The sequence below is a fragment of the Agrobacterium sp. NPDC090283 genome, from assembly GCF_044769685.1.
Classification (GTDB): Bacteria; Pseudomonadota; Alphaproteobacteria; order Rhizobiales; family Rhizobiaceae; genus Agrobacterium.
The window spans coordinates 89,860-116,731 of the sequence record NZ_JBIVYG010000005.1 but is presented as its reverse complement, the minus strand read 5'-3'; the positions used below and the strand labels follow the sequence as shown (position 1 = coordinate 116,731).

Below are 26,872 nucleotides of genomic sequence, written 5' to 3'. Positions count from 1 at the left end.
CAAAGCCGGACGCTCCGATTTTCGCGAAGGTTTATCACGCTCTTTTATAAAGATCTTCCAGCGCCGTCAGCGTTCATTTTACCTCCACTTCAGACGCCGGAACAAAAAACATTCTCGGGATTGACTCAACAATGAAAACGGTTACATTCGCCAATGTAAACGGTTTCATCAGTAAAAACCGTGCTTGGAGGAGCAAATTTCATGTTGAGACATTTGATGGCTGCTGCCGCGATGGTGCTGGCGGCGGGCACGTCCGCGCTTGCGCAGGAACAGAGCTTCAAGATCGGTCTTTCCAATTCCTTCGTCGGCAGCGAATGGCGCACGCAGATGATCGAAGAGGCTCAGGCTGCCGCAAAGGCGTGGGGCGAAAAGGGCGTCAAGGTTGAGGTTGTCGTTCAGAGCGGCAATGTCGATGTGCAGGGGCAGATCGGCCATATCCGCAATTTCATGAACCAGGGCGTTGATGCGATCCTCATCAATCCCGGCAGCCCGACGGCTTTCGATCCGATCTTCGCGCAGGCCAAGGCGCGCAACATTCTCGTCATCGCCACAGACGCGGAAGTGTCCTCGAAGGATGCGATCTATGTCGGCATCGACCAGAAGGCATGGGCGGCACAGTCGGCGCAATGGCTTGCGGATGCGCTTAAGGGCAAGGGAAGCGTCGTCGCCATCAACGGCATCGCCGGCAACCCGGCAAACGAAGCCCGCGTCGCCGGTTACCGCGAAGTGTTCAAGAAATACCCCGATATCAAGGTGCTGAACGAAGCCAATGCGAGCTGGGATCAGGCGCAGGGCCAGCAGGCCATGCAGAACCTGCTCGCCACCTATCCTGACATCAGCGGCGTCTGGGTGCAGGATGGCATGGCTGATGGTGCATGGCGCGCCATCGAAGCCGCCGGCAAGACCAAGGACATTGCCGCAACCGGTGAAATCCGTAAGGACTTCATGACGCGCTGGGAAAAGGAAAAGTTCAATTCCGGCGCTTCGGTCAATCCTCCCGGCGTCATGGCCAGCGCGCTTAACGTCGCTGTCCTGAAGCTGCAGGGCAAGGAATTCAAGGACGGTATTTTCGGCGGCACCTATGGTAATGCCATCTATATTCCGATCCCCTTCGTCAGCAACGACAACCTCGCGGATAATATCAAGGCCGCCGATGGCAAGCCGGGCTACTGGTCCGTCACGGCAGCCGTGACGCCGGAGCAGGCTGGCGAGTTCTTCAAGTAAGACCAGTCTCGGGCTGGCGGCGAACGCCGGCCCGAACCACAATTTCGAGTGCGGAAAGGGCCTTGGCCATCCGCCTGTGACAAGCATTATTCGGGGACTTGCGATGGCGAACGCTTTGGAAGCGGCCGGCATAACGAAGAATTTTGGCGCCGTGCGCGCGCTTTCCGCTGGCAGGCTGACCGTCGGTCGCGGTGAAATTCACGCGCTGCTGGGCGCCAATGGCTGCGGCAAGAGCACGCTTTGCAAGATCGTTGCGGGCGCGGTCGCGCCAACCAGCGGCACGATTCGGTTCAACGGCGCGGAAGTGCGCTTCAAAAGCCCGCGTGACGCGGAAAATGCCGGCATCGCCCTGTTTTATCAGGAGCTGAGCCTCATTCCGCAGCTTTCCGTCGCCGATAATATCTTTCTCGGCCGCGAGCCGAAACGTGGCATCTTTGTTGACGGCAAAGCCCTGAAAGCCGAAGCGGCGAGACTAATCGCGCTGTTTGACGGCGTGGCGGGCGAGGGGCTGGAGCCGGACGCAATCGTTGGCAATCTGCCGCCGGATCAGCGCCAGCTCGTCGAAATCCTCAAGGTCTTCGCCCAGAATGCCAGCCTGATGATCATGGACGAGGCGACGGCGGCGCTCGATGGCCGCCAGTCTCAGCGCTTTTTCGAGATACTCCGGGCCAAGAAGGCCGACGGTATCTCGACCATCATGATTTCCCACCGTCTCGATGAGGTTTTTGCCGTCTGCGACCGCATCACCGTGATGCGCAACGGCGCGACGATTTCCGAACTCGATACGGCAGCCACCACCCGTGAAGCCGTCGTGCACGACATGGTCGGCGATGTTCGGGCCGCACCCGCCCGTCAGAACGGGCGTTCGGCTGCTGCGCCGAGCTTGAAGCTGACGGATGTGGCGGGTGAGGGCGTTCGCGGTGTCTCTCTGGACGCCTATCCGGGCGAAATCGTCGGTCTGGCCGGCTTGCAGGGTCAGGGCCAGTCGGCCTTGCTGAAAGGCCTCTTCGGCGCCAGTCCCTTTGCAACAGGCCAAGTCCGCTTCGAGGGCCGTGAAATCACCATCAGCAAGCCTTCGCAGGCGGTTCACAACGGATTTGCCTATGTCTCGGGCGATCGCGGTCGTGACGCCTCGCTTCAGGGCCGGTCGATCTTCGAAAATCTCGTTGCCGCGCTGATGGTGCGCGAAAAGATGCGGCTGGTTCGGCCCGCAACTTTGAAGCCGCGGGTGCAGAAGGTCGCTGATGACATGAAGACGAAGTTTGCAGGCATGGACATGGCCATCGGTACGCTTTCCGGTGGCAACCAGCAGAAGATCTTCATTTCCCGCTGGCTTGCCACAGCGCCAAAACTGCTTCTGCTGGATGATCCGACCAAGGGTATCGATCTCGGCGCCAAGGCCGATCTTTTTGCGCTGATGCGTCAGCAGGCCGATGCCGGCGCGACCATCCTTCTCTATTCCTCGGAAGATGCGGAAATCCTCGAATATGCCGACCGCATTCTCGTCTTCAACGGCGGACGCATCTCTGCGGAACTGACCGGAGCCGACATGACATCCGTCAACATGACCCGCGCCGCCTATGGAGACGCCGCATGAATTCCCAAGGCGTTCTGCGCAGGCAACCCTGGATCATCACCCTCGTCGTTCTGGCCGTTCTCGTTGCCGTGAACACGTTTTTGCAGCCATCCTTCGTTCAGCCCTCCGTGCTGCAATCGAACCTGACGACGTTTCTGCCGCTGATCCTGGTGGCCATCGGCCAGACCTACGTCATTCTGGCTGGAGATATCGATCTTTCGGTCGGCAGCATCGTGGCGCTCGCCAATGTCGTCACCGTCAGCGTCATCGCCGCACTCGGCGGTACGACGGGTGCTGTCTTTACCGGCATGGCGGCGGGTGCGGCTGTCGGGCTGCTGTGTGGACTGGTCAATGGCTTTTTCATATCCGGCCTGCGCTTCCAGCCCATTGTCACCACTTTCGCGACGGGCATCATCTTCGCCGGGCTGGCGATCTGGGTTCTGCCGCAGGCTGGCCTCCCCGTGCCGGAAGCTTATTGGCAAACCTATTCCGGCAGCTTCATCGGCCTGCCATTCGTGCTGTGGGTGCTTTTGGCTGGCATTGCCTTCACGCTGATCGTATCGCGCATTCCTTTCCACACGCATCTGCTTGCCGTGGGTGGCAATCGCACCGGCGCCTTCCAGACGGGCCTGCGCCTTTCCGGCATCCGCATCGGGGCATATATGATCTCCGGCCTCTTCTCTGCGCTGGCAGCGCTGTGCCTTACGGGCGAAACCGCCTCGGGCGACCCGCTGCTCGGCGCAAGTCTGGCGCTGTCTTCCATCTCGGCCGTGGTTCTGGGCGGCACCGCACTTTCTGGCGGTTTCGGCAGCTCGACGGGGTCGATTGCCGGCGCGCTGGTGCTGGGCATGATCGGCAATGTGATTTTCTTTGCGGGCCTGCCTTTCGAGTACCAGACACTGGTGCAGGGTTTGATCGTGCTGACGGCGCTGGCCGGCGGTGTTCTGGTGACGAGGCGTTGATATGACCAATCCCGGCTTGCAAATCAAAACCCTCCTTACCGATCCCCTGACCATCGCCATTGGTGCATCGGTCTTCCTGCTGCTGGTCGGCGAATTGCTGTCGCCCGGCTTCGCACAAGGGTCGCAGATCGTGCGGCTGCTGACGATTGCCGCCATTCTCGGTATCGTCGCGGCGGGCCAGAACCTCGTCATCCTCGGCGGCCGTGAAGGCATCGACCTTTCCGTCGGCGCGATGATCTCGCTGGGCGCCGTCCTTGCCGGCAATATGATGAACGGCCAGAATGCCGGCATTCCGCTTGCCATTCTCGTTGCCGGCGGCATTCCTTTCCTGATCGGCCTCATCAACGGTCTCGGCATCACCTTCGTGCGCATTCCGCCGCTGGTCATGACGCTTGGCATGACGGCCGTCATTCAGGGCGGGCTGGTCGTTTATTCGCAGGGCGTTCCATCAGGTGCGGCAGCGCCGCTGCTGGCGGGCTTCATCAACCGTCCGCTCATCTTCGGTATTCCCGGCGTGTTGTTCGTCTGGCTGGGCATCGCCGCGATCATGCTCTTCGTGCTGCGCCGCACCGCCTTTGGTTTCGCCATATACGCTATCGGCTCGAACGAGCGGGCGGCGACGCTCACCGGATTGCCCGTCTCTTTGATACGCCCCCTGCTTTATGGCCTTTCCGGCCTGTTTGCCGGGCTGACCGGGGTGTGCGTCATCGGTTACACCGGCACCTCCTTCATCTCCGTCGGCGACCAATATGTGCTTCCGTCGATCATTGCGGTCGTCATCGGCGGCACCTCGCTTGCCGGCGGTGCGGGCGGATATGTCGGAACCATGGCCGGGGCAGTTGCGCTCACCATTCTGCAAAGCGTACTGATAACGCTCAACCTCGATGTATGGGCACGGCAGATCATATTCGGTGTCACGTTGCTAGCGCTGATGCTGCTTTATGGCCGCCAAAAGCAGTTGCGTGTGTGACAGATGAGCAAAGACCAAGGTTCGAATATCAGGGAAGTTGCAGCTCTCGCGGGCGTTTCCATCGCGACCGTATCGCGGGCGCTGCAGCAACCCGACAAGGTTCGCCCGGAAACCCGAAAGAAGGTTTTCGACGCCGTGCGGCAGGCGAACTTCGTTCCCAATGCGCAGGCGGCCAGCTTCCGTCGCCAATCCAACAACACCGTCATCCTTCTCGTTCGCGATATCGGCAACCCGTTTTATCTCGAAATCTACAAGGGCGTTGAGGAAGCGGCGGGCGAAGCGGGCTTCAAGGTGCTGATGGGCGATGCCCGCAACGACGAGAACCGCGTGGCGACCCATATCGACATGGTGCGCCAGAAACATGCCGACGGGCTTATCCTGATGACCGGCCAGTTTCCCTCCGAGCTTCTCGATCAGGGCGACGCGCTGCCGCCGATCGTCATCGCGTCGGAGACAGTGCCCGGCCTCGCGCTGCCGACCGTCAAGGTGGACAACCGTGCCGCCTCCATGAATGCCATGCGGCACCTCATCGAGGCGGGGCATAAAGAGATCGTGCATCTGGCCGGTCCCGTTCCGGAAAGTCTGGCGCAGGAACGTTTCGACGGTTACCGCGCAGCACTTGCCGAGGCTGGCATAGCCTACACCGACGAACTGGTGGTGACGGGCGATTACAGCATCGAGGCTGGCCGTCAGGCGATAACCGGTCTTCTCGAAGGTGGCATCGCCTTCACCGCGATCTTCGCATCGAGCGACCAGATGGCGATTGGCGCGATCAGCGAGTTGCGGGCGCGTGGGGTTTCGGTTCCGGCCGACGTCTCCGTCATCGGCTTCGACGACATCATCTTCGCCAATGCGTTTGAGCCGCCGCTGACGACGGTGCGCCAGCCCCGCCAGGAAATGGGCCGCAGGGCCATGGCGCTGATGGTGGACAGATTGAACGGAAAACGCACGGCTGAAACCATCGTGCTGGATACGGAACTGGTGGTGCGCGGCTCGGTCGCGCCCTGCCGCCCGCCGCATCGGTAGCGGCCAGACTGTGAATGCAAGGAGTGTAAGGACATGAAGACGATCAAAGGCCCGGCAATTTTCCTCGCGCAATTTGCCGGAGACGAGGCCCCTTTCGACACGCTCGACAATCTCGGCCAATGGGCGGCTTCGCTCGGTTACAAGGGCATTCAGGTGCCGACCGATCCCAAACTCTTCGATCTGGAAAAGGCCGCCGCCTCCAAGACCTATTGCGACGATATCAAGGGCCGTCTGGCCGAGATCGGCGTCGAGATCACCGAGCTTTCAACCCATATTCAGGGCCAGCTTGTCGCCGTTCATCCCGTTTATGATGAAATGTTCGATGGTTTCGCCCCAGTTGAATTGCGCGGCAAACCGCAGGCGCGGCAGGAATGGGCCGTCAATCAGCTGAAGTGTGCGGCGAAAGCCTCGCAGCACCTTGGCCTCAAGAGCCATGCGACTTTCTCCGGCGCGCTTGCCTGGCCGTTCGTTTACCCATGGCCACAGCGTCCGGCCGGGCTTGTCGAAATGGCCTTTGCCGAACTCGGCAAGCGCTGGACACCCATCCTCGATACCTTCGAGGAGAATGGTGTCGATCTCTGCTACGAGCTGCATCCGGGTGAGGACCTGCATGACGGCGTCACCTTCGAGCGTTTTCTCGAGGTCACCGGCAATCACCCGCGCGCCAACCTCCTCTATGATCCCTCGCATTTCGTGCTGCAGGCGATGGATTATCTAGGCTTCATCGACATCTACCACGAGCGCATCCGTGCCTTTCACGTCAAGGATGCCGAGTTCAATCCGACTGGCCGTTCCGGCGTTTATGGCGGCTATCAGAGCTGGGTCGACCGGCCGGGCCGTTTCCGTTCGCTTGGCGACGGGCATGTCGATTTCGGTGCGGTGTTTTCCAAGCTCACCCAATATGATTTCGACGGCTGGGCGGTGCTGGAGTGGGAATGCGCGTTGAAGCACCCGGAAGATGGCGCGCGTGAAGGCGCAAGCTTCATTGAAAATCACATCATCCGCGTGACGGAGCGGGCCTTCGACGATTTCGCCAAAAGCGGCATCGATGATGCCGCCAATCGCCGCCTCCTCGGACTTTGAAAGGGATAGCCATGTCCTCCGCTACAAAGAAATTCGATAGCCGCCGTATCCGTCTCGGCATGGTCGGCGGTGGTCAGGGCGCCTTTATCGGTGCGGTGCACCGCATCGCGGCCCGGCTGGATGACCGTTACGAGCTGGTGGCCGGCGCGCTTTCCTCCGATCCCGCGCGTGCTAGCGCTTCGGCAACCCTGCTGGGCATTGAGCCGGAGCGCTCCTATGCCTCGTTCGAGGAAATGGCGGCATCCGAGGCTGGTCGGGAAGATGGCATCGAGGCGGTCGCCATCGTCACCCCCAACCATCTGCATTTTGCTCCGTCCAAGGCATTTCTCGACGCCGGCATCCACGTCATCTGTGACAAGCCGGTGACCGCGACGCTGGAAGAGGCGAAGGCGCTTGCCGGGATCGTCAGGGCATCCGACAGGCTGTTCATCCTGACGCATAACTACACCGGCTACGCGATGCTGCGGCAGATGCGCGAGATGATCGCTGATGGAGCCATCGGCAAGCTGCGCCACGTTCAGGCCGAATATGCGCAGGACTGGTTGACCGAAGCCGTCGAAAAGACGGGTGCAAAGGGTGCGGAATGGCGCACCGACCCCAGCCGCTCCGGCGCGGGCGGGGCAATCGGCGACATCGGCACCCATGCCTTCAACGCCGCTGCCTTCGTCACGGGCGAAATCCCGACAAGCCTTTATGCCGATCTGACGTCGTTCGTTCCGGGCCGGCAGCTGGATGACAGCGCCAATATTCTTTTGCGTTATGACAGCGGCGCCAAGGGCATGCTCTGGGCAAGCCAGATCGCGGTCGGCAATGAAAACGCGCTGTCGCTGCGGGTCTATGGCGATAAAGGCGGGCTGGAATGGCATCACCGCGTGCCGGACGAGCTGTGGTTCACGCCTTATGGCGAACCTAAGCGGCTTATCACCCGCAACGGCGCAGGCGCAGGTGCTGCCGCCAACCGTGTCAGCCGCGTGCCATCCGGGCACCCGGAGGGATATCTCGAGGGTTTTGCGACGATCTATCGCGAAGCCGCAGATGCAATCATCGCAAAAAGGGAGGGAAACAGAGCCGCCGGGGAGGTGATTTACCCCGGTATCGAGGACGGCCTTGCGGGTCTCGCATTCATCGATGCGGCCGTCCGGTCCAGTCGGACCTCGTCCTGGGTAGGGATCGACATGTAGATCGTCGCATATCGAGGACGGACGACGCAGGGCACAGGAGGTGGTACCCGGCATGACCCGGCCAGAAGGCCGGGAAAGGCGTGGGCACACGTGTCGTCAGATTGATCAAACGGAAAGGGAGTTACGCGTTTGAAAACGTTCAAGTCAAAATTCGTGAAGATGGCAGCCGTCGTCGCATTGGCGGCCGGCATCACGAACCCGGTTCTGGCCGAAGACAGCAAGACGCTGCCGATCGCCGCGCAGATGTACACACTGCGCAATGCGGGAACACTTGAGGAGCAGCTTGCCATCCTCAATCGCGCCGGTGTTTCGGCAGTTGAAACGGTGGACATGCAGAAGGTCAGCGCCAGCGAACTGAACGCGCTCCTGGAAAAGCACAAGATCAAGGTCATTTCCTCGCATGTGCCGATCGACAAGCTGCGCGGCAACCTTGATGAGGTCATCACCGAGCAGAAAGCCGTCGGCAATCCTGTTGTCACCGTGCCTTTCCTGAAGCCGGAAGACCGCCCGAAGGACGCCGCGGGCTGGACCGCCTTCGGCAAGGAACTTGGCGGATATGCGGACAAGCTGTCTGCGGCGGGCCTCTCCATGGCCTACCACAATCATGACTTTGAAATGGTCAAGTTCGATGACAAGACGGCGCTTGAGTTGCTGCTGGATGCGGCCGGCCCGAAACTGCAGAGCGAGCTCGATGTCGCCTGGGTGGCACGCAGCGGCAATGATCCGGCCGCGTTCCTCGGCACCTTGAAGGGTCGGGTATTTGCCATCCATGCCAAGGACAACGCGCCTGCGGGCACGGCGGAGAACGAGCGCGGCTTTGCCACACTCGGCACCGGCGTTCTCGACTGGAAGGCAATTCTGCCGGCGGCCAAGCAGGCCGGCGTCAAGTGGTTCATCCTTGAACACGACCTTCCACTCGATGCCGAAGCCGTCGTGACCAAGGGCAATGCGTTCCTCAATGAACGCCTGCCGACCCTTCAGTAATCACTGCCAGTAAAACCAGAACCGCTCCCCGGCGGCCGGTTTCGCCGGGGCGCATGAGGTTCGACAGACGCATGACCAGTTTCCGCCGCACCGCGACGGGAAGCGCTTCGTCTCGTCGAGTTTTTCCCAAAGACCACTCGGAGGAGTTATCATGGCAGACAATCATTATGATGCGATTGTTGTCGGCTCGGGCATCAGTGGAGGCTGGGCCGCGAAGGAACTCACGCAAAAGGGCCTGAAGGTCCTGATGCTGGAGCGTGGCCGCAATATCGAGCACGTCACCGATTATCAGAATGCCGACAAGGAAGCCTGGGATTATCCCCATCGCAACCGCGCCACGCAGGAGATGAAGGCGAAATACCCCGTTCTCAGCCGTGACTACCTGCTGGAAGAAGCAACGCTCGGCATGTGGGCCGATGAGCAGGAAACACCCTATGTCGAAGAAAAGCGCTTCGACTGGTTCCGCGGTTATCATGTCGGTGGTCGCTCGCTGCTCTGGGGACGCCAGACCTATCGCTGGTCACAGACCGACTTCGAGGCCAATGCGAAAGACGGTATCGCCGTTGACTGGCCCATCCGCTATGAGGATGTTTCTCCCTGGTATGATTATGTCGAGCGTTTCGCCGGCATCTCCGGCAGCCGCGAGGGGCTGGATATTCTTCCTGATGGCGAATTCCTGCCGCCCATTCCGCTCAATTTTGTGGAGCAGGATGTCGCAAGTCGGTTGAAGAAGGCGTTTAATGGTACGCGCCACCTCATCAATTCGCGTTGCGCCAACATCACCCAGGAACTTCCCGATCAGGAGCGCACCCGCTGCCAGTTCCGCAACAAGTGTCGGCTGGGCTGTCCGTTCGGTGGCTATTTCAGCACGCAGGCCTCCACCTTGCCTGCGGCGGTCGCCACCGGCAATCTGACGCTCAGGCCTTTCTCCATCGTCAAGGAAATCTTGTACGACAAGGACAAAAAGAAGGCGCGAGGCGTTGAGATCATCGATGCCGAGACGAACCTGACCTATGAATATACCGCCGATATCATCTTCCTCAACGCCTCGACGCTGAACTCGACCTGGGTGCTGATGAACTCGGCCACCGATGTCTGGGAAGGCGGACTTGGAAGCAGCTCGGGCGAACTCGGGCACAACGTGATGGACCACCATTTCCGCATGGGCGCGACAGGCCAAGTGGAAGGTTTCGAGGACTTTTACTTCAAGGGTCGCCGCCCGGCGGGCTTCTACATTCCGCGTTTCCGCAACACCGGCGACGACAAGCGCAAATATCTGCGTGGTTTCGGGTATCAGGGCTCGGCCAGCCGTTCGCGCTGGGAGCGGGAAATCGCCGAACTCAACATCGGCGCCGACTACAAGGAGGCGCTGACCGAGCCGGGCGGCTGGACCATCGGCATGACCGCCTTCGGTGAAATGCTGCCCTATCATGAGAACCGCGTGAAGCTGGATCAAGACAAGAAGGACAAGTGGGGCCTGCCGGTCCTGTCAATGAATGTCGAGATGAAGCAGAACGAACTCGATATGCGCGAAGACATGGTCAATGACGCCGTCGAGATGTTCGAGGCGGTTGGCATCAAGAACGTCAAACCCTCCAGGGGCAGTTACGCCCCCGGCATGGGCATTCACGAAATGGGAACGGCTCGCATGGGCCGCGACCCGAAAACCTCCGTCCTCAACGGCAACAACCAGGTCTGGGATGCGCCTAACGTCTTTGTCACCGATGGCGCGTGCATGACTTCGGCCTCCTGCGTCAACCCGTCCCTGACCTACATGGCGCTGACGGCGCGTGCCGCCGATTTTGCCGTTTCCGAACGCAAGAAGGGGAACCTGTGATGAACAGACGCGAACTGCTTAAACTGATAGCCATTGCCACCGGCCTTCCGCTGATCGGCGCGGATGTTCTGACGGCCGCCGAAAACGCTACCAAACCGGCCGGTGGTGTTCATGTTTTCACCGCGGAAGAAATCCGGTTTCTGGACGAGTTGGCGGAAACCATCATTCCCCGCACCTCCACGCCCGGCGCAAAGGATGCTGAAGTGGGAGCATTCATGGCCGTCTATGCGGCCGATTGTTATACCGACGAGCAGCGGACGCTTTTCCTTTCGGCAATCCCCGAAATAGAGAAACGCAGCCAGGCGGACCATAAAAAGAGCTTTCTGGATCTGACGGCAGAGCAAAAGCAGGCGTTGCTTGCCGCGCTGGACAAGCAGGCCAAGGCGGAACAGACGCCGGCAAAGCCGCATGCCTTCACGCTCGTCAAGCAGCTGACACTGCTTGGGTTCTTCACCTCGAAGATAGGCGCGACGGAAGTGCTCGTTTATGACGAAATTCCCGGCGGTTTCGAAGACCGCGTTCCCTATAAAAAGGGCACGCCCGCGTGGGGCACGACCTGAACAGAGCAACCTCCGGCCCGTCCGCTTTTGCGGGCGGGCCGTATTTATGCGGCAAGACAAGGATGACACGATGCGCAAGACAATAATCATCGCGGCGGCAATGCTGACTGCAAGCGCCATTCCCGCTCTCTCGGAAGGCGATGTCGCCAAGGGGGAGGCGGTCTTCAAGCGCTGTTCCGCCTGCCACGCCATCGGCGAGGGCGCAAAGAACCGGGTCGGTCCGCAGCTTAACGGCATCATCGGCCGTGCAGCGGGCGGCGTGACTGACTATAATTATTCGGCTGCGATGAAAAAAGCGGGTGAGGACGGTCTTGTCTGGACGCCGGAAGAATTGCGGGATTTCATGAGTGCGCCCAAAAAGAAAATACCCGGAAACAAGATGGCGCTGGCGGGCATCAGCAAGCCGGAAGATCTGGACAATCTCATCGCCTATATCGAGAGCGCGGCTTCCAAGCCGGCTGAATGAGAGCGGCGGGGCTGTCGGATCGAGGCGCGGCCCCTGGCGAAGGCCGGCGGCATGGCGACAGGCGTCTACGCGCTACACCTGGCTTGCTTCGCCCTCTGCCAGCTGAGCAAGCCCCGGCAGATTACAGACCAGAAGCTTCTGCCGCCCTCCCTGCACCAGTCCCTTGGACTCCCAGCTGGAAAGGATGCGCGAGACCGTGTGCAGTGTGGTACCGGTCATCTCGGCGATATCCTGACGGGAAATGGGGAAGTCGATACGGATGCCGTCTTCCTCCTTGCGGCCCGCCTGCTGCGAAAGGCGCAGTACGGCATGCGCCACCCGGCGCTCCACTTCCTGCGTCGACATTTCGCGGATGCGGGTATGGGCTTCCTCGAGACGCTGGCCGATCGTCTGCATGGCGGAGACGGCAAGATGCGGGTTCTGTTCGACGAATTGCGGCCAGAGGTCCGTCTGCCAGGAGAGTATGACGCTTTCGGCAGCCGTCGTGGCGGTGCCGGGATAATCGGACCGTTGCAGTGCTCTTGCGAAACCGAAGAGATCACCGGGATGCACCACACGCACGATGATCTGCTGGCCGTCATGCGTCACCTGCGTCACCTTCAGGCGGCCGTGGATGAGCAGGAAAAAATGCGTTGCCGCCTGGCCCTGCTCGAAAATGGCTTCGCCCGGCGGCACCAGCCGGGATGTGGCGTGGGTCAGCAGCCCGTCCAGCTCATCGTCGGCCATCTTGGCAAACAAGGCCAGCGACCGGATGACGCTTCGGTCAATCTTCACTTGCACCCTCTCCGGTGATCGGACGATCCTCGAGGCGATTGCATTGGCAATCGGGGACCGGCCTTTTCTGTATTGTCAGCATACAGCACTATCACCGGCGGCAGAAGATCAAATGATATGAATCAAGCGTTTGTTTTAATTGATGATTGTCAAGAAAACAGGGTGGTGGCACGAAGCTTTTCGAGAAGCGGCGCGTACCAGCGCGTGTCTCTCACGAGCCTGAACCCGAGATTATCAGGGGGTACGCCAACGGCGCAGCCACCGCTTTTCGGGTTTTTGACGAAGGCGCTCATCGCCGCCCGGTGTTTTCCCGAAGCGACGGGAATGCCGCAGGAGGCGACGCTATCGATTGCCTCACCATCCTTGCCGAGTGTCACACGGTGGCTGCAGCTGGATGTCCATTCCCAGACATTGCCGCCGAAATCGGCAAGGCCATATTCGTTTTCGCCGAAGCTGCCATAGGATTGCGGAACGGGGTTGCCCGAGGCCTTGCGGCTGGTCTGTCGCTCGTAATCCGCCAGCCAGCGCAAAGCCGGGTTTTCACTATCGGCAGCGACACCGAGCGTCTCATCCGGGAAAAGCGACCCGGCGGCGAAAGCGAGTTCAGCGTCGCTTGGCAGGCGCCAGACAGTGCCGGTTCGCTCGCTCAGCCACTTTGCATAGGCGTGGGCGTCGTCCTGGCTGATGCCGGTTGCCGGTATCTCGCCGCCAACCGGAGCGGCAAAGCCGGGTTCCGGCTGCTGGCAGCCGCCTTCCGCCACGCAGCGCGCATAATCCGCGCTCGATACTTGATATTTCATGATCGTCAGACTTTGCCGCATCGCCACGTCGACCATCGGGCCATCGACGGCATAACCATTGCGGAAATATTCGCCCTCCGCCCGATAGCTGAAATGTCCGGCGGGCACTGTAACGACCTGTGGAGCCATCATGGCCGCGCGGTCATCAGCGCCGCTGCGGATGATCCCGGACTGGAAACCGATGGCCGTTGCCAGCAGTGTCGCAATCGAGAGCGGGAGAAGAAGCGAGACGGCATTTGGGAAGTGGCTGTTGCCGGGAATGCCCATGGGAACCTGCCTGCGTCGAGAAGACGCCAAAGTTCGGGCCCTGCTTTCAGGCCGCAGAGAGCAGAAGGGGAGCGCGCCGCGGTTGTCGGCGGCGGCGCGCTCTGGCTTGCATCAGATGCTCGAGGGGGCGAGCACCGCCTGCATCAGGCTGTTGTTCCACTCACCCGTCACTTTGAAGTGGGCGGCTGCACCCAGCTCGAAAGCTTCAATGAGGTTGTGGTTGACATAAGCGTAAATGCCGGGCTGCTCGAAGGTATAGAAGGCCGCACCCGCCGTGCCGCCGGGAATGAACCAGGTTTCCTGGTCGAGATCCGGCGGGTTGCGGAACTTGCCCGTCGCCCAGACATAATCGCCATGGCCGCCGATGAGGTGCGGACGGGTATCACGGTTTGCCTGCGAATGGACGATCAGCACCTTTTCGCCAACGGCGGCCTGAAGGGCATGTTCCCCGGTCAGGGCTCCGACTGCGCCGTTGAAGACGATGTGGCTCGGCGTCAGCTTGCGCATCACCTCCAGCGTGTCGGCCATGGCATCGCCAGCGCTTTCATATTTCTTGAAATTGCCGTTCTCGTCGCGCGGGATGTAGAAGTCCTGTTCGCCGACATAATAGATCTTGTCATAAACAAGCTCCTTGCCGTGGCCGTCAGTCAGGCCCTCTCGCGGCAACACCATGATCGCGCCATTCATGCCCGAGGTGACGTGCCACGGCACCATGCCGGGAGGTGCGCAGTGATAGACGAAGACGCCGGCCTTGGTGGCCTTGAAGCGCAAGATCGCCTTTTCACCGGGGTTGACGATGGTGAGCCCGCCGCCGCCGAGCGCGCCGGTGGCCGAGTGAAAATCGATATTATGCTGCAGCTCATTGGTATCGGGGTTGATGAGGGTCAGTTCGACATAGTCGTCCTGGTGCACCACCATCAGAGGCCCGGGAACCGAACCGTTGAAGGTCATGGCGTGGACCTCGGTGCCCTTGTCGTCGAGGATCATCTTCTGTTCCTTGATCGTGAGCGTGAACTCGACGATCTTCGGTCCGCCTTCGGCTTTCTGCGTGTGGGCATGCACGAAGGGCGGTTTGACGAGATCAACTTTTACGCGAGGCAGCGCTGCAATCTCAGCGCTCGTCAATGGCTTGGCTGCGGCCTTCTTTTCCTCTGCCGCGCTCGCTGCCGATGGCATGATGACGGGAGCTATAGCCCCTGCAAATGCTGCGCCTGCGAGAATATTACGCCGTGTGATGTGGAAGGTTTCCGTCATCATTCTTCTCCTATCCCTCTTGGGGCAGAGCATGTTTCGCTCTGTCACAGCATTTGTAGCGGAGGGGCGGAAATACAATTTGAGATGGAGCAAACTTCGCTTTCGGCACCCTGCGACATTTTGGCAGGTCGCTGAAGGCCGGTGTGGAAGCGTCGCACCGCCTCTTTGCCTGTTCGCAAAGAAGCCGGACGGGCTTGCGTCTAGACATATGTCAAGACCAAGCAAGGAGCATTATAATGAGTGGCAGCGAAAACGTTCTCACAGAAGGGCGCAGCCGGCCAAAGGGCGGCATTCCAAGAGGGCTGGCGCGCACCGGCCCGGTTATCTTTTCGTACGGCTTCCGGCCGTTTTTCCTCGGTGGCGCCCTGTGGGCCATCGTGGCGATGGTGTTGTGGATCGCAGCCCTTTCCGGCTTCATCGACCTTGGCGGGGATTACGGCGCAACGAACTGGCATGCCCATGAGATGCTGTTCGGTTTCGCTTCGGCGGTGCTGGCCGGCTTTCTCCTGACGGCCGTGCCGAACTGGACGGGGCGGCTGCCGGTGTCGGGCAAACCCTTGGTGTGGCTGTTTGCGCTCTGGTGCGCCGGCCGGCTTTTCCTGCTTGTGCCGGACCAGGTGGGCGTGGTCACCGCCGCAGCCGTGGACGGGCTTTTCCTGCCGGCACTTCTCACGATCTGCGCGCGCGAGGTCATTGCCGGGCGCAAATGGAAGGACCTGAAGGTGCTGGGCGGGCTGCTGGCGCTTTCCGTCGCCAACATCATATTCCACGTTGCAGCGATTGGGGGCGATCATAGCCAGATCGCGACCCGCCTTGCGGTCTCTGCCTATACGGTTCTTGTCATCATCGTCGGCGGCCGCATTGTGCCGAGTTTTACCCGCAACTGGCTGAACCGTTTCGGCCGCACGGATTTCCCCGCGCCCTATTACGGTTTCGATACCGCCGCCATCCTCACCGGCATCGCGGCGCTGGCCGTCTGGACGATAGAGCCCGAAAGCATCGTGGCAGTGCCAGCGGCGCTTCTGGCGGCTTTCATGCACGCCGTGCGCCTGATCCGCTGGCGTGGCTGGACGACTTGGCCGGAGCAGGTGCTGGTGGTGCTGCATGTGGCCTATGCCTTCATTCCCGTCGGTTTCATTACCATAGCGCTGGCGGCTCTTGACGTCATGGACACGCGTTCCGTCCTGCATGTCTTCACCGTCGGCGTTATCGGCTGCATGATGCTTGCGGTGATGACGAGAGCGAGCCTCGGTCATACCGGGCGCAAGCTCGCGGCCAGCAGGGTCACGATTGCCGCTTATGTCGCGCTGATCGCCTGCGCGCTGCTGAGACCGGCAGCCGAGTTCTTCCCCGGTGCGATGATGCATCTCTACGCTTGCTCGGCGCTCTTCTGGATCGTGGGTTTCGGTCTCTTCTGCATTGAATATGGGCCGATCCTGATGCGTGAGCGCAAACCGCTGAAAGCCTAGATTGCTTGCGACGCCGCCAAAACGAAACGCCCCGGAAGCAATTTCCGGGGCGTTTCGTTTTCTGGGTATTTGATTTCCTGCTTAATGCGCGCCGGCACCGGCGCGGATGAAGATGCGAAACGCCGTGCGCGCCTCGTCGAAATTGCCGGCCCATTGATGGCCCCGGGCCAGAAGTTCCGGGTAAAGGAAAGTCGGCTCCTGCGGCATCAGCAAGAAGATCACGGCACCCGGCGGAAGACGGTCGAGTGCGGCAAGCGTGCGGCTCGTCTGGCCTTCGGTCATCTCGTCGCTCAGATCGAGATAGATGACCGGATCGGGCCATATCTGCGGCTCCTCGGCATTGCCCGCAAGCGCCGGTGACACGGAAATCTGTTCGGTCTCAGTGGATTGCGGCGTAAACAGCACTTCCCAGTCGCCGCCGCCGATTTCCCTGACCTGATGGTCGAAACCGCGCTCCGCCATCACCTTGAACAGCGGAACGGGGCGGAAGGTGGCGTATAATCGCAGCGCCTCACCGGGAGCAAGCCCGGCCACGGCTTCCATGATGGCCGGAAAGGGCTCGCCGCCGCTCAGCAAAAGCGGCCGGACATCGAGTTCCCTGATCATTTCCGTCATTGCATCACCTCATCTATCGGCTGGCGGCGGCAAGGGCCATCCGCCAGAGGCCTTTTCACCACACCGCCAGGGCAGGGGTCAATGTTCGGATCCGCAGCAGCATTCGCAGCCGGACATATCGTCCTCGGAACCTTCGGCCTGTTCTTCCAGCCGGCCGATATCGAGACGCCAGACTTCCGGGCCCTGTTCGAGATATTCCCAGCCGAACTGGCCGGGGAAATTTGTGGCCAGCTGGTAAAGCAGTGGACGGGGATCGTGATCGCTGGTGATCTGCAGCGATTGACCTTCGGTCAATGCGCCCAGCGCACCGAAAATGCGCGGATGGCGTTCGCGATGCGGAATGATGCGCACGTCGATATTGGTTGCGGTTTGGGCTTCGGACATAGGCTGGCTCCACGGCCGCGGATGGAATGATGTCCGGCGGTGCGGCCGGCCGACGGACTGGAAAAACCTATCCGCCGGGCGGTCGGGAGACATTGTCGCCGCGCAAACAAACCTGAGATTCGTCAGGTCCGTTGCGCGACATGTTTCAGCCGGCAAGGCTGCGATAGATTGCCGGCAGCGCCGATGGCAGCTTGGCGATCCTGCTGACGATGGCATAACCGTTCTGGCCGAACATGGCCGGAATATAGGATTGCGCCTTGCTGTCGACAGTCACGCCGAAGACGCTGACGCCCGAGCGTCGCGCCTCGGAAACCGCGCGGCGGCTGTCCTCGATGGCGAAGCGGCCCTCATAGTGGTCGACATCGTTCGGCTTGCCATCCGTCAGCAGCAGAAGCAGCTTTCGGCGCTCAGGCCTTTCACGCAGCTTGGCGCTGGCGTGGCGAATGGCGGGGCCGATGCGGGTGTAGAAGCCGGGCTTCAGCGCCGCGATGCGACGCTCGATAGTGTGGCCCATCGGCTCATCGAAATCCTTCACCGTTTCCACCCGCACCCAGGAACGGCGGCGGGAGGTGAAGGTCAGGATCGAGTGGCTGTCGCCGCAAGCGGAAAGCCCGTGGGCAAGCACCAGCAGAGCTTCCTTCTCCACATCGAGCACCCGGCGATTGTCGAACCAGGCATCGGTCGATAGCGACACATCGACGAGGATCGTTACGGCAAGATCATGCGCCTGCGGGCGGCTTGCCATATGAATGCGGTCGCTGCCCTGTCCGCCGGCGGCGATATCGCTTCTGGCGCGAACCACGGCGTCAAGATCGAGATCATTGCCGTCAAGCTGGGCGCGCAGCATCTCGTGGCGCGGCCGCAGTACCTCGAATTGCTGCCTGACCCGGCGGATGAGGCTTCTGGTGTCCGGGTCGGGTTCCGGCGCCGTCTCGGCGTCTTTCGCCGGACCGGCGATGACCCGGCAATGGTCGGCGAGATAAGTGCCGCTGCGATAATCCCATTCGGGATAGGTGAGTTCCGCCGTTAGCGCGGTATGGTTCAGTGCTTCGGGCGGCAGGTCGAGATCGAAGCGGAAGCGGGCGGAAGGCCGCCCCTTTCTTTCACCCAGCGTCATATCGTCAAGCTCGTCCGCCGCGCTGCCATCGGCATCGTCGCTGTCGTCACCCGGACGGTCGACATTGACCATCTCGGCCATGGCGAGGATTTTTTCGAAACGGTTGAGGATGAAGGGGCTGCGTTCGGTCTGCCGGTTCTCCGCCTTTTCACGCACGGCGATATGGCGGCTCGCTTCCGCGCCCTGCGGCGCGGCGCCCGCTGCCGGCTGGTCCTCGCTTTGCCGGGCATCGGATGTTTCGCGCAGCAGCGTGTCCGGCCATAGCGGCACCGGCAGCATCGGCAGGTAGCGCGGCGGCGCTTTTTCCGGAAAGCCGGCGGGTGGCGCATGGCCGTCGATCCCTGCCGCATCGGCGAGCATGGAAAGCACCCGTTGTTCCACCTGCTGCTCCGTCTGGGGCAGCGGACGTTTCTGGCGCACCGCGAGCATGGCGGCGCACAGCCGGCGATAACGGGTCTTCATTCCGGGGAAGGCATGGATGACGGCTTTTGCCAGTTCTGCGGCGCGGTCGAGCCGGGCAAGATCGTTGCGAAGCGGGTCGGCGGCCATGACTGGTTCAAGCGGCATCATCGCCATGGCGGCGGCGAGCCAGAGATAGAGATCGCGGTTGAGGCAGCGGTCGGGAAACAGATCGAGCACCGGCGGCAGCATCAGCGTGGCATGATCGCGTCCTGGCTGGGCGAGCTTCTCTTCGCCAAGACCCATGCGCTGGCGCAGCCTCAATCGGTGCGTGGAAGTGCGGGCGCGGGCCGGAGCGATCTGCACCGCATGTTCACCGCCAAAACCGCGGAAACATATGGCCAGCACGGCCTGCATATCCTCCAGCTTCACGGCATGATCCGGGAAGCGCAGCCATGTGCCGGTTTCGCCGATCAGCCTGTGCCAGGCGCGGCCGACGGTTTCTTCCAGTTCCAGAAAGTCCAGCATGGTTTATCCTCACGGCATCGGACCGGAACGCGCGGGGCCGCGCAATCCGACGTGGATATCAAAGCGCTTATCGAATGATCGCATCCGCGACTTCATGCAGCGCGGCCTTCACGTCCGGCTCGTCAGTCAGCGGTTCGATCATGGTCGCGCGCACGGCCTGACGGGCGGGAAGGCCGGTATCGATGAGGCTGGCGCAATAAACGAGCAGACGGGTGGAGACGCCTTCTTCCAGATCGTGGCCTTTCAGGCCGCGCAGCCGGTGGGCAAGATCGACGAGCGGCTCGACGTCGCGCGCATCCAGCCCGCTTTCATGCGAAACGACGGCGATTTCCTGCTCCTTGGGCAGAAAGTCGAATTCAATGGCGACGAAACGCTGGCGGGTGCTGGGTTTCAGGCTCTTTAAAAGGTTCTGGTATCCGGGATTATAGGACACGACGAGCATGAAGCCCGAGGGCGCTTCCAGTACCTCACCGGTGCGTTCCAGCGGCAGGATGCGGCGATCATCGGTGAGGGGGTGCAGCACGACAGCCACATCCTTGCGCGCCTCAACGATCTCGTCGAGGTAACATATGCCGCCCTGACGCACGGACCTCGTCAGCGGGCCGTCCATCCACACGGTTTCGCCGCCTTTCAGCAGGTAACGGCCGGTCAGATCAGCGGCAGCAAGATCGTCGTGGCACGAAACGGTGGAAAGCGGCAGGCCGAGTTTCGCTGCCATATGGCTGACGAAACGGGTCTTGCCGCAGCCTGTCGGGCCTTTCAGCAGAAGCGGCAATTGCCGCACCCAGGCGCTTTCGAACAGCGTGCATTCATTGCCGAGCGGGGTGTAGAACGGCGCGTCCGGCAAAGGCTGCGGCGCGGGGCGGAAAATCGTATTCATGGTCATCTCCATGGTTGGTGGTAAGGAACCGGCTCTCCGGGGGAAAAGGAGAGCCGGTCCGTTTCTCATTCGGCGGGCTGCACGAGGCGGGCAACGTCGCCCTGTTTCTGCTTGCCCGGTACCAGGATTGCCCAGATGAACATGACCGCCGAAATGAGAACCGCGAAACCAGAACCGAGACGGATCCAGTAGAAGATCGCCAGCTGGTCCTGCACATCCATGAAGCTTTCGCCCATGACCCGCTGAAGCTGGATCTGCACCACGCCGGCGAAGGTGAGCGCGAAGGTCATCACCGACATGGCCGTGCACATGACCCAGAAGCTCGTCATCGAAAACAACTGGTTGTAGGGCGCACGTTTTTTCATTTCGGGGATGGCATAGGCCATCATCGCAAGGTTCAGCATCACATAGGCGCCGAAGAAGGCGAGGTGCCCGTGGGCGGCGGTAAGCTGCGTGCCGTGGGTGTAATAGTTCACCGAAGACAGCGTGTGCAGGAAGCCCCAGACGCCGGCACCGAAGAAGGCCATGACCGAGCAGCCGATCGACCACAGAAGCGCGGCGCGGTTCTCATGCTTGCGGCCGGCCTTCCAGGTCATGACGAAGGTGAAAATGACCATGGTGAAGAAGGGGGCCACTTCCAGCGTCGAGAACAGCGAACCGATCCACTGCCAGTAACCCGGTGCGCCGATCCAGTAATAATGGTGGCCGGTGCCGAGAATGCCCGAGAAGAGCGCTAGGCCGACGATGACATAGAGCCATTTTTCCACCACTTCGCGGTCGATGCCGTTGAGCTTGATCATCAGGAAGGCGAGGATCGACGCCATGATCAGTTCCCACACGCCTTCCACCCACAGATGAATGACGTACCACCAGTACATCTTGTCCAGCGCCAGGTTGATGGGGTTGTAAAAGGCGAAAAGGAAGAAGATCGCCAGACCCCAGAGACCGAAGAGCAGGATGTTGATGACGGTGGTCTTGCGGCCCTTCAGCGCCGTCATGGTGATGTTGAACAGGAACATCAAAACGACAAGCACGATGCCGACCTTGATGGCGAAGGGCTGTTCGAGGAATTCGCGGCCTTCATGGATGCGAAACATATAACCGACCACGGCAACCGCGGCGGCCACCAGGAAGATCCAGAACTGCGCGATGGCGAGCTTGGGGCTGTAAAGCTCCGTTTCCGTCTCTTCCGGCAGAAGATAGAAGGTCGAGCCCATGAAGCCCATCAACAGCCACACGACCAGCGCATTGGTGTGGATCATGCGCACGATGTTGAAGGGCAGAAGCTCGGAAAGCGTGTTGGGCAGCACGTAGATCGTCGCGGCGATGACGCCGAACAGGATCTGCGCCACGAACAGCCCGATTGCGCCGTAAAAATACAGCATGGCGACTTTTTGCGTCTGGTATTTCATCTCGTCATCTCCTTGCCGTCAACCTCAACCCGCATCGTTCGGTGGCCAGTTCTGCGTCTTGATCCGGCTCGTCCATTCGAGGAAGTCGACGAGATCATCGAGTTCCTGTTCGGTGAGATTGAACTGCGGCATCTGGCGCCGGCCCTCGATGCCGGTGGGCTGGGCGGCCATCCAGGCCTTGATGGAATCGCGCGCCGTCTCCTTGTCTTCCACGCCGCCATAGCGCTTCCAGACATTGCCGAGTTCGGGCGCGAAATAGGCGCCTTCGCCGAGCAGCGTGTGACAGTTGATGCAGGAATTTTTCTCCCACACGTGTTTGCCGCGCGCGACGCTTTCCGTCAGCGTGCTTTCATCCGTCGATGTGGTGCGCATGTAATAATGGCTATGGGCGGTCAGCCCGACGAATATGGCGAAGAAGAAGATGGAGCCGCCGTAAAAGACGTTTCGCGCTCCTGTTTTGGTCAGGCGTTCTGCCATGCCAATGGTCCTTTCCATCCGGAAGACCGCTTATGCGGACTGGCTTGATCGAACCCTCTTGCCGGGATTTGCCAGCAGGCTGGCGGAATGCGGTGGGGTCTGAAGCCTTTCTAGCCGCTGGCCGCCGGCGTTCTTTGCCATTTGGCAAACAAGTGGAGAGGTGGTGTGGTCCGCCTTTTCAGAGCGACAAAATGCCCTGCAGGAACGCCCGCAAAAGGGCTGCGGCGGCAAAGATTGCGGGCCATGCCAGAAGTGCCGTGCGCAGCAGGCCTCGCTCTTCGCCAAAACCCAGAAAGTCGTCGATGACGCGTCTGGATTTCATGAGCGCGAAAAGCAGCATCAGGCAGGCGGCAGCAACCGGCGGCAGAAACGCCGCCTTCCACGATGTGACGACGGCCGTGCCGGCCAGAACAAGATTGGCGAGCACTGCAAAACTTCTTGCGAGCTGGCGGGAGGTGCGGTGGGTCATGACGGTCAAACCAGATAGACGATGGGAAAAATGACGATCCAGACCAGATCGATGACATGCCACAGCGTCGTCACCAGCGTGACGTTCTCGTTTTTTGGGAAGACTGCGACGAGAAACAGCAGCACGGCCACGAAGACGACATGCAGCAGGTGGAAGCCGGTGAGCAGGAAATAAAGCTCGAAGAACGCGCCATAGGCTGGATCGGACGCGAAGGCGATTTCGGTGGAATATTCATAGAGTTTTACACCGACAAAAGCGAAACCCAGCAGGCCGGCAAGCGCGAGCGCCCGCCTTTTGCCCGGCAGCGCGGTGTGGCGGCTGGCCGCAACGGCCGCCTGCCAGCCGCTCGCCAGCAAAATCAGCGTATTGAGACCGGCAAGCTGCGGTTGCAGATGCTGGCGGGCGGTGGCGAAGGCCTCGGGATTGAGGGCAAAGGCGATGATGAAAGCACCGGTCAAAGCACCGAAAGCAGCAAGTTCGCTCCAGACCAGAATCCACAAAAGCAGGTTTCCGCTTTCCTCTTCCGTATTTATCGCCATGGCCTCGCCCGTAATTGTAAAACAGCAAGCCACGCTTAGGCGTCCTCAACCCCTGCTTCTTTGCGGTCGGTCAAAGAAGGGAGCGCGCAAAGCCCTATTGTCATGACAAAGCGCAACTCTGGAAAATGGAGCTTCCCATGAACGACGCGCAGGTCGGGCTGATTGTAGCAACCCCTATTATCATTGGCTTTGCGGTGCTGTTGTACCGTATGGGTGTGTTGCAGCGCATGGGCGCGGTTTCCGCCGTACTTGCCTCCGTGGCCATTGCTTCGGTGCTGTTCCTGAACCAGTGAGAAGACAGTCGCATGCTTGAACTTGTCGCCGCTCTTTCGCTTTTTGTGGCGCTGCACTCCATTCCCGCCGTGCCTGCCGTGCGCGGCCGGTTGATCGCGGCCGTTGGTCGGCCCATCTATTTCGGGGCTTATTCCGTCGTCTCGCTTCTGGCGCTGGGCTGGGTGTTTTATGCCGCGCTGTCGGTGGATTATATTCCGCTCTGGGATGTCGCGCCCTGGCAGGCGCATATCACGTTTCTGGCAGCGCCGATTGGTCTGTTTTTCGTGCTGGCCGGTCTTCTCAGCGTCAATCCGCTTTCCATTTCCGTGCGGCAGGGAGATAAACCGGGGGCGATCGTGCGCATCACGCGGCATCCGGTGCTCGTAGGTTTCCTGTTCTGGTCGCTGGGGCATGTCGTGCCGAATGGCGACCTGCGTTCCGTTATTCTCTTCGGTGGCTTTGCGCTGTTTTCGCTTGGCGGGATGGCGATGACTGAAAAACGCGCGCGGAAAAGACTGGGTAATTCATGGAGCGCGGCGGCTGCTAAAACCGCAACGATCCCTTTCGCAGCAATCCTTTCCGGCAAAACGCGCCTCGCCGTAGACGGGCCGATGCTGCTAGCCGCGATGCTGACAGGGTTGACGGTCTGGTGGCTGCTGGCCGGTGGCCATGCCGCGCTCTTTGGCGCGGACCCCATAGCCTATTTCTGATCGCTCACGACGTCTTCACCACATGCGGCTGCCATATCGGCGCCTGCGGTGCGGGCGCGATACCGAGCTGATCGATAGCGCGGGCGGCGAGCTGATCGACAATATCGAAGACGCTTTGCGGCCTGTTATAAAAGGCCGGCACCGGCGGCATGACGATAGCGCCTGCCTCCGTGACAGTGCACATATTGCGTAGATGGATGAGATGCAGCGGCGTCTCGCGGGTCATCAGCACCAGTTTCCGGCGTTCCTTCAAATGCACATCGGCAGCGCGGGTGAGAAGATTGTCCGAAAACCCGGTTGCAATGGCGGCAAGTGTGCGCATGGAGCAGGGGGCGATGATCATGCCTATTGTCGGGAAGGAGCCGCTGGCAATCGCTGCGCCGATATCATCGACGGCATGATTGACGCTGGAGAGCGAGAGCATCCGCCCCATGGCCTCCGCACCTTCCTCATGCAGCACGGTCCGTTTGGCCGATTGCGACAGGACGAGATGGATTTCGACGTTTTTAATCGCGGCGAGGCGTTCGATGATGCGCAGCGCGATGCCGGCACCCGATGCACCGGTGACGCCGACCACGACGCGGCACAGGTTCATGGTCGTTCTCCAAGGCCAAGATCACGCCACATCAGATCCACTTTTGCGATGACGTCTGACGTCATGGACAGCACGCGGCCCCATTCGCGCTCCGTCTCCGGCGGCAGCTTGCGGGTGGCGTCCAGACCCATCTTGCCGCCGAGGCCGGCTTTCGGCGAGGCGAAGTCGAGATAATCGATCGGCGTATCGTCGATGATCGTTGTATCGCGCGAGGCGTCGAAACGGGTGGAAAGCGCCCAGATGACATCCGCCCAGCTGCGGACATCAATATCGGGATCGACCAGAATGATGAGCTTCACATAGCTGAACTGCGGCAGCATCGACCAGAGACCCATCATCACCCGCTTTGCCTGGCCGGGATAACGCTTGTCGATGGAGGCGACCATGACGCGGTAGGAACAGGCCTCCGGCGGCATCCACAGATCGACGATTTCCGCAAACTGCCTCTTCACGAGCGGCAGGAATATCTCGAGCATGGCTTCGCCGAGAACCGAGGGTTCATCCGGCGGCCGGCCGGTATAGGTGGAAAGATAGATCGGATCGCGGCGCATGGTGATGGCCGACAGCATCATGATCGGAAAGGCTTCGACGGAATTATAATAGCCGGTGTGGTCGCCATAGGGGCCTTCCATTGCCGTTTCCGTGGCCGAAACAGTACCTTCCAGCACGATCTCGGCATTGGCTGGCACCGGCATCGGCACCGTCAAAGCTTTCGCGATGCGGCTTTTCGAGCCGCGCAACAGGCCGGAAAAACCAAGCTCGCTGATATGTTCGGGAAGCGGCATGACGGCGGAAAGAATGGTGGCGGGGTCGGCCCCGATGGCGACGGTAACGGGCATATCCATCCCGCGTGCCTGCCACAGCCGGTGGTGCTGCGCGCCGCCGCGATGCGCCAGCCAGCGCATGATCACCCTGTCCGGCCCCAGCACCTGCATCCGATAGATGCCGACATTGATATCGTCGGGATCATCAGGCGAACGGGTGATGACCAGCGGCCAGGTGATGAGCGGGGCCGGCTCACCCGGCCAGCACCATTGCACCGGCAGGCGGGCAAGATCGACCGCATCGCCCGTCAGTACCTTTTCCTGCGCCGGCGCGCGCGAGACGTTGCGTGGCCGCATGGAGAGTGCTGCCTTCAGCAAAGGCAGCTTACCCCATGCCTCGGCCATGGATTTCGGCGGCCGTGGCTCGCGCAATTCGGTGAGCTTTTGTCCAAGTGCTGGCAGGCCGCCCGTTTCCAGCCCCAGCCCCCATTCGATCCGCTGCCGCGTGCCGAAGAGATTGGCAAGCAGCGGCATGTCCCGCACGTTGTCCTCATGGTCGACGGGTTGCTCGAACAGCAGGGCCGGCCCACCATCGGCGAGCACGCGGCGGTGGATTTCGGTGATTTCGTATACCAGCGAAACCGGCTGGCGAATTCGCCGCAGCTGCCCGCGTTCTTCCAGCAACCGGACGAAACCGCGCAGATCGGCTGCGTGGGCGGGTTTAGTTTCTGTTTTCTCGTCTCTCATGCCGCCTGTTTGCCGGTGGCGGTGCGGCATGTCCTTGCGCTGCCGCAAATGCGGCTTCAGTGCGAACGAAGATAGTCGGCGAGAACAAGGGCGTGGTTGTGTTCGGTATCATGGGCGGCGTAAAGCAGCGTGACCCGGCCCTTCGCCATCAGCTCCTTCATGCGCGCCACGGCATCGGGATTGGCGGCCAGCTCCTCATGATAGTGCCGGGTGAATTCCGCAAAACGCGACGGCATATGGGAAAAGCTCTTGCGCAATTCGTTGCTGGGCGCGATTTCCTTCATCCACAGCGAAAGCTGTGCGGTTTCCTTGCGCATGCCGCGTGGCCACAGCCGGTCCACCAGAATGCGTGCGCCGTCATCATCGCTGGCGGCATCGTAAATCCGTTTGATCCTTATATCGGACATGGGCGGCCTCCTTCGCTTCGCAAGTGAATGATTTATAGCGGCTTTTGTGAAGCCGCACCCGAAAATCTCTCTGTCTTTGCGTTCGCTCAAACCGGTGCTGGCGCGCTGCGGTTAGGTTCCTGC

General features: G+C 60.8%; 28 protein-coding genes. 14 read left to right on the top strand and 14 right to left on the bottom strand.

The window, feature by feature from the left end; all coding sequences use genetic code 11:
* Nucleotides 1–201 precede the first annotated feature (201 nt).
* The 11 genes from ACIQUH_RS09760 (at nucleotide 202) to ACIQUH_RS09710 (ending at nucleotide 11,869) form a co-directional block, all read left to right on the top strand.
* Nucleotides 202–1,224, top strand: a complete 1,023-nt coding sequence (locus tag ACIQUH_RS09760; RefSeq protein WP_400814244.1) for a substrate-binding domain-containing protein — start codon at nucleotides 202–204, stop codon at nucleotides 1,222–1,224.
* 103 nt (nucleotides 1,225–1,327) lie between these two features.
* Nucleotides 1,328–2,821: a sugar ABC transporter ATP-binding protein gene (locus ACIQUH_RS09755; protein WP_400814241.1), complete on the top strand. Its 1,494-nt coding sequence runs from the start codon at nucleotides 1,328–1,330 to the stop codon at nucleotides 2,819–2,821.
* A complete protein-coding gene (locus ACIQUH_RS09750) occupies nucleotides 2,818–3,762 on the top strand; it encodes an ABC transporter permease (RefSeq protein WP_309580221.1) in 945 nt (314 codons plus the stop codon). The genes ACIQUH_RS09755 and ACIQUH_RS09750 overlap by 4 nt, the downstream gene beginning before the upstream one ends.
* A 1-nt stretch (nucleotide 3,763) precedes the next feature.
* Complete coding sequence (locus tag ACIQUH_RS09745; RefSeq protein ID WP_400814237.1) at nucleotides 3,764–4,732, top strand: ABC transporter permease; 969 nt, start codon at nucleotides 3,764–3,766, stop codon at nucleotides 4,730–4,732.
* Nucleotides 4,733–4,735: 3 nt separating this feature from the next.
* A complete protein-coding gene (locus ACIQUH_RS09740) occupies nucleotides 4,736–5,758 on the top strand; it encodes a LacI family DNA-binding transcriptional regulator (RefSeq protein ID WP_400814234.1) in 1,023 nt (340 codons plus the stop codon).
* Between the two features lie 33 nt (nucleotides 5,759–5,791).
* Entirely contained in the window at nucleotides 5,792–6,841 is a 1,050-nt protein-coding gene (locus ACIQUH_RS09735) for a sugar phosphate isomerase/epimerase family protein (protein WP_400814231.1), read from the top strand.
* Nucleotides 6,842–6,852: 11 nt separating this feature from the next.
* Entirely contained in the window at nucleotides 6,853–8,022 is a 1,170-nt protein-coding gene (locus ACIQUH_RS09730) for a Gfo/Idh/MocA family protein (RefSeq protein ID WP_400814228.1), read from the top strand.
* Nucleotides 8,023–8,151: 129 nt separating this feature from the next.
* Nucleotides 8,152–9,006 carry a sugar phosphate isomerase/epimerase gene (locus ACIQUH_RS09725; RefSeq protein WP_206914442.1) on the top strand — a complete coding sequence of 285 codons (855 nt, stop codon included), beginning with the start codon at nucleotides 8,152–8,154 and terminating at the stop codon, nucleotides 9,004–9,006.
* 151 nt (nucleotides 9,007–9,157) lie between these two features.
* On the top strand, nucleotides 9,158–10,843 hold the full coding sequence (locus ACIQUH_RS09720) for a GMC oxidoreductase (protein ID WP_400814225.1): 1,686 nt from the start codon (nucleotides 9,158–9,160) through the stop codon (nucleotides 10,841–10,843).
* Nucleotides 10,843–11,403 carry a gluconate 2-dehydrogenase subunit 3 family protein gene (locus ACIQUH_RS09715; RefSeq protein WP_400814222.1) on the top strand — a complete coding sequence of 187 codons (561 nt, stop codon included), beginning with the start codon at nucleotides 10,843–10,845 and terminating at the stop codon, nucleotides 11,401–11,403. Before ACIQUH_RS09720 ends, ACIQUH_RS09715 begins: the two co-directional genes overlap by 1 nt.
* Before the next feature lie 70 nt (nucleotides 11,404–11,473).
* Nucleotides 11,474–11,869 (top strand): c-type cytochrome, encoded by a 396-nt coding sequence (locus ACIQUH_RS09710; RefSeq protein ID WP_400814219.1) that lies wholly within the window; start codon nucleotides 11,474–11,476, stop codon nucleotides 11,867–11,869.
* A gap of 72 nt (nucleotides 11,870–11,941) precedes the next feature.
* Here ACIQUH_RS09710 and ACIQUH_RS09705 read toward each other — a convergent pair whose 3' ends face one another.
* The 3 genes from ACIQUH_RS09705 to nirK all read right to left on the bottom strand — a co-directional run bounded on the left by ACIQUH_RS09705 (nucleotide 11,942) and on the right by nirK (nucleotide 14,964).
* Entirely contained in the window at nucleotides 11,942–12,643 is a 702-nt protein-coding gene (locus ACIQUH_RS09705) for a Crp/Fnr family transcriptional regulator (protein ID WP_400814216.1), read from the bottom strand.
* A 149-nt stretch (nucleotides 12,644–12,792) separates the two neighbouring features.
* Nucleotides 12,793–13,710: an SUMF1/EgtB/PvdO family nonheme iron enzyme gene (locus ACIQUH_RS09700; RefSeq protein WP_400814214.1), complete on the bottom strand. Its 918-nt coding sequence runs from the start codon at nucleotides 13,708–13,710 to the stop codon at nucleotides 12,793–12,795.
* Nucleotides 13,711–13,821: 111 nt separating this feature from the next.
* Complete coding sequence (nirK, locus tag ACIQUH_RS09695; RefSeq protein ID WP_269702496.1) at nucleotides 13,822–14,964, bottom strand: copper-containing nitrite reductase; 1,143 nt, start codon at nucleotides 14,962–14,964, stop codon at nucleotides 13,822–13,824.
* Nucleotides 14,965–15,200: 236 nt separating this feature from the next.
* Between nirK and ACIQUH_RS09690 the strand changes: the two genes are divergently transcribed.
* Nucleotides 15,201–16,433: an NnrS family protein gene (locus ACIQUH_RS09690; RefSeq protein WP_400814211.1), complete on the top strand. Its 1,233-nt coding sequence runs from the start codon at nucleotides 15,201–15,203 to the stop codon at nucleotides 16,431–16,433.
* Between the two features lie 81 nt (nucleotides 16,434–16,514).
* On the opposite strand, the gene ACIQUH_RS09685 is transcribed toward ACIQUH_RS09690, so the two are convergent.
* The 8 genes from ACIQUH_RS09685 to ACIQUH_RS09650 all read right to left on the bottom strand — a co-directional run bounded on the left by ACIQUH_RS09685 (nucleotide 16,515) and on the right by ACIQUH_RS09650 (nucleotide 23,253).
* Nucleotides 16,515–17,048 (bottom strand): DUF2249 domain-containing protein, encoded by a 534-nt coding sequence (locus tag ACIQUH_RS09685; RefSeq protein ID WP_400814209.1) that lies wholly within the window; start codon nucleotides 17,046–17,048, stop codon nucleotides 16,515–16,517.
* Nucleotides 17,049–17,126: 78 nt separating this feature from the next.
* Entirely contained in the window at nucleotides 17,127–17,432 is a 306-nt protein-coding gene (locus ACIQUH_RS09680) for a DUF2249 domain-containing protein (RefSeq protein WP_035257647.1), read from the bottom strand.
* Between the two features lie 145 nt (nucleotides 17,433–17,577).
* Complete coding sequence (locus ACIQUH_RS09675) at nucleotides 17,578–19,476, bottom strand: nitric oxide reductase activation protein NorD (RefSeq protein ID WP_400814207.1); 1,899 nt, start codon at nucleotides 19,474–19,476, stop codon at nucleotides 17,578–17,580.
* 67 nt (nucleotides 19,477–19,543) lie between these two features.
* Complete coding sequence (locus ACIQUH_RS09670) at nucleotides 19,544–20,356, bottom strand: MoxR family ATPase (protein WP_153515871.1); 813 nt, start codon at nucleotides 20,354–20,356, stop codon at nucleotides 19,544–19,546.
* A gap of 65 nt (nucleotides 20,357–20,421) precedes the next feature.
* A complete protein-coding gene (locus ACIQUH_RS09665; protein ID WP_400814204.1) occupies nucleotides 20,422–21,768 on the bottom strand; it encodes a cbb3-type cytochrome c oxidase subunit I in 1,347 nt (448 codons plus the stop codon).
* Between the two features lie 24 nt (nucleotides 21,769–21,792).
* Nucleotides 21,793–22,245, bottom strand: coding sequence for a cytochrome c (locus tag ACIQUH_RS09660; protein ID WP_046800955.1), 453 nt, complete (start codon nucleotides 22,243–22,245; stop codon nucleotides 21,793–21,795).
* Between the two features lie 178 nt (nucleotides 22,246–22,423).
* Nucleotides 22,424–22,714 (bottom strand): hypothetical protein, encoded by a 291-nt coding sequence (locus ACIQUH_RS09655; protein WP_400814201.1) that lies wholly within the window; start codon nucleotides 22,712–22,714, stop codon nucleotides 22,424–22,426.
* A 5-nt stretch (nucleotides 22,715–22,719) separates the two neighbouring features.
* Nucleotides 22,720–23,253 carry a cytochrome c oxidase subunit 3 gene (locus ACIQUH_RS09650; RefSeq protein WP_400814199.1) on the bottom strand — a complete coding sequence of 178 codons (534 nt, stop codon included), beginning with the start codon at nucleotides 23,251–23,253 and terminating at the stop codon, nucleotides 22,720–22,722.
* Nucleotides 23,254–23,390: 137 nt separating this feature from the next.
* Here ACIQUH_RS09650 and ACIQUH_RS09645 point away from each other — a divergent pair, with 137 nt between their 5' ends.
* Both ACIQUH_RS09645 and ACIQUH_RS09640 read left to right on the top strand, forming a co-directional pair.
* A complete protein-coding gene (locus ACIQUH_RS09645) occupies nucleotides 23,391–23,546 on the top strand; it encodes a hypothetical protein (protein ID WP_003520964.1) in 156 nt (51 codons plus the stop codon).
* A 12-nt stretch (nucleotides 23,547–23,558) separates the two neighbouring features.
* Nucleotides 23,559–24,236 (top strand): NnrU family protein, encoded by a 678-nt coding sequence (locus ACIQUH_RS09640; protein ID WP_400814195.1) that lies wholly within the window; start codon nucleotides 23,559–23,561, stop codon nucleotides 24,234–24,236.
* Between the two features lie 4 nt (nucleotides 24,237–24,240).
* Here the strand turns inward: ACIQUH_RS09640 and ACIQUH_RS09635 are convergent, their stop codons facing one another.
* The 3 genes from ACIQUH_RS09635 to ACIQUH_RS09625 are packed head-to-tail and all read right to left on the bottom strand — an operon-like array spanning nucleotide 24,241 to nucleotide 26,749.
* A complete protein-coding gene (locus ACIQUH_RS09635; protein ID WP_400814650.1) occupies nucleotides 24,241–24,825 on the bottom strand; it encodes a UbiX family flavin prenyltransferase in 585 nt (194 codons plus the stop codon).
* A 2-nt stretch (nucleotides 24,826–24,827) separates the two neighbouring features.
* Nucleotides 24,828–26,342 carry a UbiD family decarboxylase gene (locus ACIQUH_RS09630; RefSeq protein WP_400814193.1) on the bottom strand — a complete coding sequence of 505 codons (1,515 nt, stop codon included), beginning with the start codon at nucleotides 26,340–26,342 and terminating at the stop codon, nucleotides 24,828–24,830.
* 56 nt (nucleotides 26,343–26,398) lie between these two features.
* A complete protein-coding gene (locus tag ACIQUH_RS09625) occupies nucleotides 26,399–26,749 on the bottom strand; it encodes a DUF488 domain-containing protein (RefSeq protein WP_400814191.1) in 351 nt (116 codons plus the stop codon).
* Between the last annotated feature and the right edge of the window lie 123 nt (nucleotides 26,750–26,872).